Annotated in this window: 5 protein-coding genes; 1 reads left to right on the top strand and 4 read right to left on the bottom strand. The window is 65.3% G+C overall.

Annotated elements, in window-relative coordinates; translation table 11 throughout:
- Nucleotides 1-28: 28 nt before the first annotated feature.
- Complete coding sequence (locus tag EN781_RS06400) at nucleotides 29-1,597, bottom strand: MFS transporter (RefSeq protein WP_127399863.1); 1,569 nt, start codon at nucleotides 1,595-1,597, stop codon at nucleotides 29-31.
- 358 nt (nucleotides 1,598-1,955) lie between these two features.
- Here EN781_RS06400 and EN781_RS35160 point away from each other — a divergent pair, with 358 nt between their 5' ends.
- A complete protein-coding gene (locus EN781_RS35160) occupies nucleotides 1,956-2,222 on the top strand; it encodes a TMEM175 family protein (protein WP_245455374.1) in 267 nt (88 codons plus the stop codon).
- A 232-nt stretch (nucleotides 2,223-2,454) separates the two neighbouring features.
- Here the strand turns inward: EN781_RS35160 and EN781_RS06390 are convergent, their stop codons facing one another.
- From EN781_RS06390 to clpB, 3 genes are all read right to left on the bottom strand, one after another.
- On the bottom strand, nucleotides 2,455-3,942 hold the full coding sequence (locus EN781_RS06390; RefSeq protein ID WP_126058154.1) for a L,D-transpeptidase family protein: 1,488 nt from the start codon (nucleotides 3,940-3,942) through the stop codon (nucleotides 2,455-2,457).
- A gap of 133 nt (nucleotides 3,943-4,075) precedes the next feature.
- Nucleotides 4,076-4,432, bottom strand: coding sequence for an MmcQ/YjbR family DNA-binding protein (locus EN781_RS06385; protein ID WP_126058153.1), 357 nt, complete (start codon nucleotides 4,430-4,432; stop codon nucleotides 4,076-4,078).
- 70 nt (nucleotides 4,433-4,502) lie between these two features.
- The gene (gene clpB, locus EN781_RS06380) at nucleotides 4,503-7,109 is read right to left on the bottom strand and encodes an ATP-dependent chaperone ClpB (RefSeq protein WP_126058152.1); all 2,607 of its coding nucleotides are present in this window, start codon (nucleotides 7,107-7,109) and stop codon (nucleotides 4,503-4,505) included.
- Nucleotides 7,110-7,500 lie beyond the last annotated feature (391 nt).

Here is a 7,500-nt window from a genome sequence, read left to right as displayed (position 1 = left end):
GAGCGAATCGCATATCGCCCGCGACGAATCAGTTTCGTGACGAATCAGCCGGTGATTCATCCGCGCTGCGCGGCCACGGCAGCGCCTGGCCGGAAACGGTCATCCAGGCGATGACGGCCGCAAGCAGGCAGAGCAGCGTGGTGACGGCGGCGACGGCCGCGAAAGCCACGTCGCTGGCGGCGAGCCGTGCTGCGTCGAGATCCGGCGCGAGCCCCGCTGGCGCCTGTTGTCCGAAACCTGGAATGCCGGGCGCGGCGCCGGTGCTCAGCCCGTAGACCCAGGCCGCCAGCGAGCCCATCGCCGCCACCGCGATCAGGCCGCCGATGCGCGAGACGGCATTGTTTATCCCCGAGGCGGCGCCGGTGTCCTTGTCCTCGACCGCCGTCATGACCGCGGTCGACAGCGGCGACACGACCAGCGCCATGCCGAGCCCCATCAGTGCCATCAGCGGAAACGTCCCGGTCCAGAAATTGTGGATGCCGGCATGGGTGAGCAGCGCGAGCCCGGCAAAGGCAAACGCGACGACCAGACTGCCGGCGGCGATCGGGAATCTCGGCCCGATCCGATCCGACCACTGGCCAACGGGTCCCGACAGCAGCGCGATCGATGCCGACAGTGGCAGGAAAATGAAGCCGACCTCGGCCGTGCTCAGCCCCCAGCCGGCAATCAGCAGCATCGGCAGATAGAACAGATTGGCCGACAGTGCGAAATAGAGGAAGAAGGTCGCAAGATTGGCTCCGGCGAACGCGCCGATCCCAAACAGCGACAGGTCGATCATCGGCTCGCGCTGTCGGCGCTCGAAGAAAACGAACACGACAAGCAGCGCCAGGCCGGCTGCGATGCTCGGCCCGGACATTTGTCCGCCGCCCTCGGCGCTCATCGAGGTCAGGCCATAGGCCAGCAATCCGAACGCCAGCGTGGCGAGTCCGGCGCCGCCGAGGTCGAGGCTGCGCTCTTCCGTCGGCTCATCGGCCGGCACCTTGGCCAGGAGAAGATAGATCGAGATGAGGCCCAGCGGCAGGTTGATGGCGAAGATCGCCCGCCAGATACCATTGCCGAAGGTGGACAGGACGAGGCCGCCCAGCACCGGACCGAGCGCGGTCGTCAGCGCCGAGGCCGCGGCCCAGATGCCGATCGCCCGGCCGCGCTCCTTCTTCGGATAGGCCTTGGCGATGATGGCGAGGCTGCCCGGCACCATGATGGCGGCGCCGACGCCCTGGATGGCGCGGAAGGCGACCAGCACGCCGGCATTGGGCGCCAGCGCGCAGGCCAGCGACGTGGCGATGAACAACGCAATACCGGTCACGAACGCGCGCCTGAGGCCGAACCGGTCGCCGGCAGCACCGCCCGCCAGGATCAGCGCCGATAGCGTCAGCGCATAGGCGTTGGAAATCCATTGCACCTCGGCCAGGCTGGCGCCGAGATTTTCCCGCAGCGCCGGCATCGCGATGGCCAGGACCGAGCCGTCGATGAAGCCGAGCGCGGATGCCAGGATCGCCGCGATCAGCACGTACCGGCGCCGCGTCCGCGGGCAGAACGTGCCGTTCGCGATCGAGCCGGTCGGGGAAATGGCGGCAGCTTCGCCTGGAGATTTCATGGAGCCTGCTTAGACCTCCTATGGCACCCGCAACAACCAGCCAGAAGCTTGCGGTTGTGAAACCAGATCGGCCTGGCCGCATGGCGGGCCACTCCGACCAATGCATGTCAGCCAAAACGTGCGCGGCCCTGGGAAGCGACATGCATGAAAACAAAGCCGCAAACCGCGTCGGCTGAATCCGTTTCAGCGCGACGCGCTTTAGGTGCAAACGGCTGACGCCGTGCTAGGTTTCACCAGCATCGAAACAGAGGGAGACGCATGAAGCGGCCACTCGAACCGTCGGCGGAGGCACGCGGGCGTGTCATCGGCATCACCGATGGCGTCTTCGCCATCGTGCTGACTCTGATCGTTCTCGAGAGTGCCGCCGCACGAAGCGGTCCATTCCGAGGGCGAGTTGCCGGCGGCGATCGCGGCGCTGGCGCCACGTTTCCTGACCTATGCGCTGAGCTTCCTGACGTTGACCATCTTCTGGTTCGCCCAGCAGGCGCAGCATAGGCTGATCGCCAAATCAGACCGGCGGCTCGCGACGTTGAACCTGTGCTTTCTCGCCTTCATCGCACTCTTGCCGTTCTCGACCGACCTTCTGGCCGACTTCCTCGAGTTCAGGATCGCGGTGATCGCCTAGGCTGAACCTTCTTATGCTCGGCGTCACGCTGCTCGCCAGCTGGTGGTACGCGGAAAAGAACGGCTTCATCGCCTAGGACGTCGACGCGGACACGACACGCACGGTCTACCTGCGAATCGTCAAGGCGCAGTTCCCGTGGGCGGTCGGCGCGGCGCTGTGCCTATTTAGCCCGTTGCTCAGCGTCGGCTTCATCCTGCTTGTGCAGCTGATCTATGCAGCCGCGCTCCGAGGCTCATTGCTGCGCAATGTCATCGGCTGAAGATCCGCCGACGAATTCCACGGTGACGCCGGGCGACACGATCTTGGCGAGCTCCCGCGCATCCCAGTTCGTCAGGCGCACGCAGCCATGGCTTTCGGTCTTGCCGATCTTGGAGGGATCGGGGGTGCCGTGGATGCCGTAGGTCGGCTTGTCCAGCGCAATCCACACCGAACCAACCGGGCCGTTCGGTCCCGGCGGGATGGTCAGGATCTTGTCGTTCTGGCCCTGCTTGAAATTGATGCTCGGGTTGTAGGTGTAGTTCGGATCGAGCGCGATACGCGACACGGTGTGGATGCCCGATGGCGACGGCGTGTCGGCCGAGCCGATGGTGGCCGGATAGGCGGCAACCAGCTTGCCGGCCGCGTCATAGGCGAAGACTTCCTTCTTGCCCTTGTCGGCGACGATGCGGGCAACCGGCGTCGATACCAGCCTGCCGAAATTGGCGACCTTGATGATCGTGCCGGGGCGGTTGAAATCGAGGCCCTGATTGATCGACTTCAGATAGTTCTCATCCATATGGAAACGCTCGGCCAGCGCTTCGGTGACGGAGGTGTAGCCCATGCGGTCGAGCTGGGCCTTCTGGCTGTAGTCTTCTGGGATCGACGCGACGTAGGGACCGGCCGCGTCCTCGGGCGTGATCGTGTAGGAGGCGAACGCATCGCCGCCCGACTGTGCCAGCGCCGACTGGATGCCGACGGCGTCGGTCGAGCGCAGATTGCTGCCCGTGATCTCGTTGTAGGCGGCCAGCGCCTTGTCGACATTGGAGCCGAATCGCCCGTCGATCACGCCCGGCGACGCGCCGGCGCGATCGAGCAGCACCTGCAGCGCCGCCACATCCTGGCGCGCGCCGAGCGACAGCGACGGGTCGACCGTGGCCTTGCCACCGGTGTCCGGCGGCAGGGAAGCCTGCGTATCCTGATCCGGCTGCGCGGGGTCGATCGACGCCTCGTTCAGCGGTTGGCGCTTGACGGTATTCGGCTTCGGCGCCTCCGGGTAGGTGGCGGTGTTGCCTTCATCGTCCGGCACCGGCGGAAAGGCATCCACGGAATTGTCGCCATAGGGATCGTATTCGTCGGCCGGCGGCGGAATCACCCTGCCTTCCTCGTCCAGCTGCCTGCGGCGGAAGCGGGCCATGTCTTCGGGATCGTCGAGATAGTAGCGGTCGTCATCCTCGACCGGCGCGCGGCCGAGCTCCTGCATCCGCAGCTGCCGGCGCAGCGCCCTGCGATCGAGCCTAGTGTTCGGCGGCTGGATAGCGATGACCTTGCCGGTATCGGCATCGACTATGACGCGGTTTCCCCTGGCGTCGTAATAGACGTCGATGTTGCCGTCCTGGGCGAGAAGGATGCCGCCGGGAGCGCGGGCCTCCCTTTCCGCGCCGTCGCCACTCGGCGCCGCGAACGCGCCGGAAGACACCAATCCGGCGACAACAGCCGAAAGGCAGACGATCGTGCGCAACATTGTGGCCAACTCTCCGGTCCGTAATTGCCGCCGCGCGGCATGTCCCTTTGTGGCGAGCCCTTCGCCAGCAAACCATTTACCGAGCTTAAGGTTCCAACATGAACCGGGCATGAAGATGGCGAACACCCGGCTGCTACAGGCCCAATTCCCTGCGTGTCTGTCTCGTCAGCTTGAGGACGACCAGGCGGTGGCTTTCGCCGAGATAGTCCTTCAGCGCCGCATCATCCATGCTCTGGCTTGTCTGGCGCTGGATCCATTTCATGCCGCGCGAGGCAAGATAGGGCGCGGGCCGGCAGCCTGGCTGCTCCTTCAGCACGTCATAGGCGATGTCGGAACATTTGAAGGTGACGAAGAGCTGTTTGCCCTCGTCCCAGCCGCCAATGGCAAACACCTTGCCACCGACCTTCCAGACATGGGCGCCGCCCCACTGGACGACATGCGTCGTCCGGGGCAGCGAGGCGCAGAAGCTGTTGTAGTCGTCGAGCGTCATGGGCGTCCGCGTCTCAAGAAAAAGCGGCGAAGCCCATTCAGGCTCCGCCGCTTTGGGTAGGCAAGGCGGTTCAGGCCGCCGCCTCGGTCGCCACGACCGTCGGCTTCGAGCGGAAGTTCAGCCGGTCGGAACCGGCGGTGACCTTGACAGTCGAGCCGTCGAGGATCTCGCCGAGCAGGATCTTCTCCGCCAGCGGATCCTGCAGCTCCTTCTGCATCACCCGCTTCAGCGGCCGCGCGCCATAGGCCGGGTCGTAGCCCTTGGCCGCCAGCCACTCGATCGCGTCGTGATCCAGCGATAGCGCGATCTTGCGGTCGGTGAGCAGGTTCTCCAGCCGCTTGAGTTGGATCTCGACGATGCGGTCCATATCCAGCCGGCGCAGCCGGTGGAACAGGATCACCTCGTCGACGCGGTTGAGGAACTCCGGCCGGAAGGAGGCCCTCACCACGCTCATCACCTCGTCTCGCACAGCATCGACATCCTGGTCCTCGCCGAGGTTGACCAGATATTCGGCGCCGAGATTGGAGGTCATGATGATCAGCGTGTTGCGGAAGTCGACTGTGCGGCCCTGGCCATCGGTCAGGCGGCCGTCGTCAAGCACCTGCAGGAGCACGTTGAACACGTCCGGATGCGCCTTCTCGATTTCATCGAACAGCACGACCTGATAGGGCCGCCGCCGCACCGCTTCGGTCAGCGCGCCACCCTCCTCATAGCCGACATAGCCGGGAGGCGCGCCGATCAGCCGGGCGACCGAATGCTTCTCCATGAACTCCGACATGTCGATGCGCACCAAAGCGTTTTCGTCGTCGAACAGGAAATTGGCCAGCGCCTTGGTGAGCTCGGTCTTGCCGACGCCGGTCGGGCCGAGGAACATGAACGAGCCTATCGGCCGGTTCGGATCCTGCAGTCCGGCGCGGGCGCGGCGCACCGCCTTGGAGACGGCCTGCACCGCCTCGCCCTGGCCGACGACCCGCTTGCCGATCTCGTCTTCCATGCGCAGCAGCTTCTCGCGCTCGCCTTCCAGCATCTTGTCGACCGGAATGCCGGTCCAGCGCGACACGATATGGGCGACGTGGTCGGGCGTGACCACCTCCTCGACCATGCCGGCCTTGCCGTCCTGCGCCTCGGCCTCCTTCAGCTTCTTCTCCAGCTCCGGGATCTTGCCATAGGCAAGCTCGCCGGCGCGCTGGAACTCGCCCTTGCGCTGGGCGATGGCCAGTTCGTTGCGCGCCTCGTCAAGCTGCTTCTTGAGGTCGGCGGCGAGCCCGAGCTTCTGCTTCTCGGCCTGCCATTTCGAGGTGAGCTCGGTGGACTCCTCCTCCAGCCCGGCAAGCTCCTTTTCCAGCCTGGCGAGCCGGTCCTTCGAGGCCTCGTCCTTCTCGACCTTGAGCGCCTCGCGCTCGATCTTGAGCTGCATGATGCGGCGGTCGACCTCGTCCAGCGCTTCCGGCTTCGAATCGACCTGCATCCTCAGCCGCGAGGCGGCCTCGTCGACAAGGTCGATCGCCTTGTCCGGCAGGAAGCGGTCGGCGATGTAGCGGTTGGAAAGCGTCGCCGCGGAGACCAGCGCCGAATCGGAGATGCGCACCTTATGATGCTGTTCGTACTTCTCCTTGAGGCCGCGCAGGATAGAGACGGTGTCCTCCACCGTCGGCTCGTTGACGAACACCGGCTGGAAGCGGCGGGCAAGCGCCGCGTCTTTCTCGACATGCTTGCGGTACTCGTCGAGCGTGGTCGCGCCGACGCAGTGCAGCTCGCCGCGCGCCAGCGCCGGCTTCAGAAGGTTGGACGCGTCCATGGCGCCGTCCGCCTTGCCGGCGCCGACCAGCGTGTGCATCTCGTCGATGAACAGGATGATGTTGCCGGCGGCGGCCGTCACCTCGTTGAGCACGGCTTTCAGCCGCTCCTCGAACTCGCCACGATATTTGGCGCCGGCGATCAGCGCACCCATGTCGAGCGCCATCAGCTGCTTGTCCTTCAGCGATTCCGGCACGTCGCCATTGACGATGCGCAGCGCCAGGCCCTCGGCGATCGCCGTCTTGCCGACGCCCGGCTCGCCGATCAGCACCGGGTTGTTCTTGGTGCGGCGCGACAGCACCTGGATGGTGCGGCGGATCTCGTCGTCGCGGCCGATGACCGGATCGAGCTTGCCGGCGCGCGCGTCGGCCGTGAGGTCGCGCGCGTATTTCTTCAACGCGTCATAGCCCTGCTCGGCGTTGGCCGAATCGGCGGTGCGACCCTTGCGGACATCATTGATGACCTGGTTCAGCGCCTGCGCGGTCACGCCGGCCTTGGAGAGGATGTCGGCGGTCTTGGCCGACTTCTCCATGGCCAGAGCCTGCAGCAGGCGTTCGACGGTGACGAAGCTGTCGCCGGCCTTCTTGGCCAGCTCCTCGGCGGTCGAGAACACCTTGGCCAAGGGCTGCGCCAGGTAGAGCTGGCCATTGCCGCCTTCCACTTTGGGCATGGCCTCGAGTGCGGCCTCGACGCCCAGCTTGATGTCGCGGACATTGCCGCCGGCGCGCTCGATCAGCGATGCGGCCAGGCCCTCGTCGTCATCGACGAGCACCTTCAGCATATGTTCGGGGGTGAATTGCTGGTGATTGCGCGAGAGTGCCATGGTCTGGGCGGACTGGATGAAGCCGCGCACGCGCTCGGAATATTTTTCAAGATTCATATCTGTCTCCTTCCATCACCGGCCCGCTTTGCGGCACCGGATCTGATTACGGTGACGGACCCGCCCATTCGAGCCGGATCCCTGTTCACGCGAGATATGGTGCGTAGCTCCCAGCCTCTCAAGACGCCTTGATATCGGTCAAAGGATAAAATTCCAGGCATGCGGAAACGAAAACGGCGGAGATTTCTCCCCGCCGTTGATGGACCTGAAGACAGGACTCGATCAGTTGTTGACGTCGGCAATGACCGGGTCGTTGGCCGCGCCTTCGGCCGGGGCCAGATTGTCTTCGGACGGCGCGGCACTGGCTTCGGCAGGCGCCGCGTTCACCCCTTCGGTGCCCGCATCGCCGCTGCCGGCTTCGGCCTGGCTATCCGTCTGGTCGGCATTGGCT

The sequence above is a fragment of the Mesorhizobium sp. M4A.F.Ca.ET.090.04.2.1 genome (assembly GCF_003999085.1).
Taxonomy (GTDB): Bacteria; Pseudomonadota; Alphaproteobacteria; order Rhizobiales; family Rhizobiaceae; genus Mesorhizobium.
The sequence above is the reverse complement of the archived record's forward strand: the minus strand, read 5'-3'. Positions and strand labels throughout refer to the sequence as shown.

Bases quoted from the DNA above. Each gene is read 5' to 3' on its own strand.
- EN781_RS06400 (WP_127399863.1), bottom strand. From the start codon at position 1,597: ATGAAATCTCCAGGCGAAGCTGCCGCCATTTCCCCGACCGGCTCGATC.
- EN781_RS06390 (WP_126058154.1), bottom strand. From the start codon at position 3,942: ATGTTGCGCACGATCGTCTGCCTTTCGGCTGTTGTCGCCGGATTGGTG.
- EN781_RS06385 (WP_126058153.1), bottom strand. From the start codon at position 4,432: ATGACGCTCGACGACTACAACAGCTTCTGCGCCTCGCTGCCCCGGACG.
- clpB (WP_126058152.1), bottom strand. From the start codon at position 7,109: ATGAATCTTGAAAAATATTCCGAGCGCGTGCGCGGCTTCATCCAGTCC.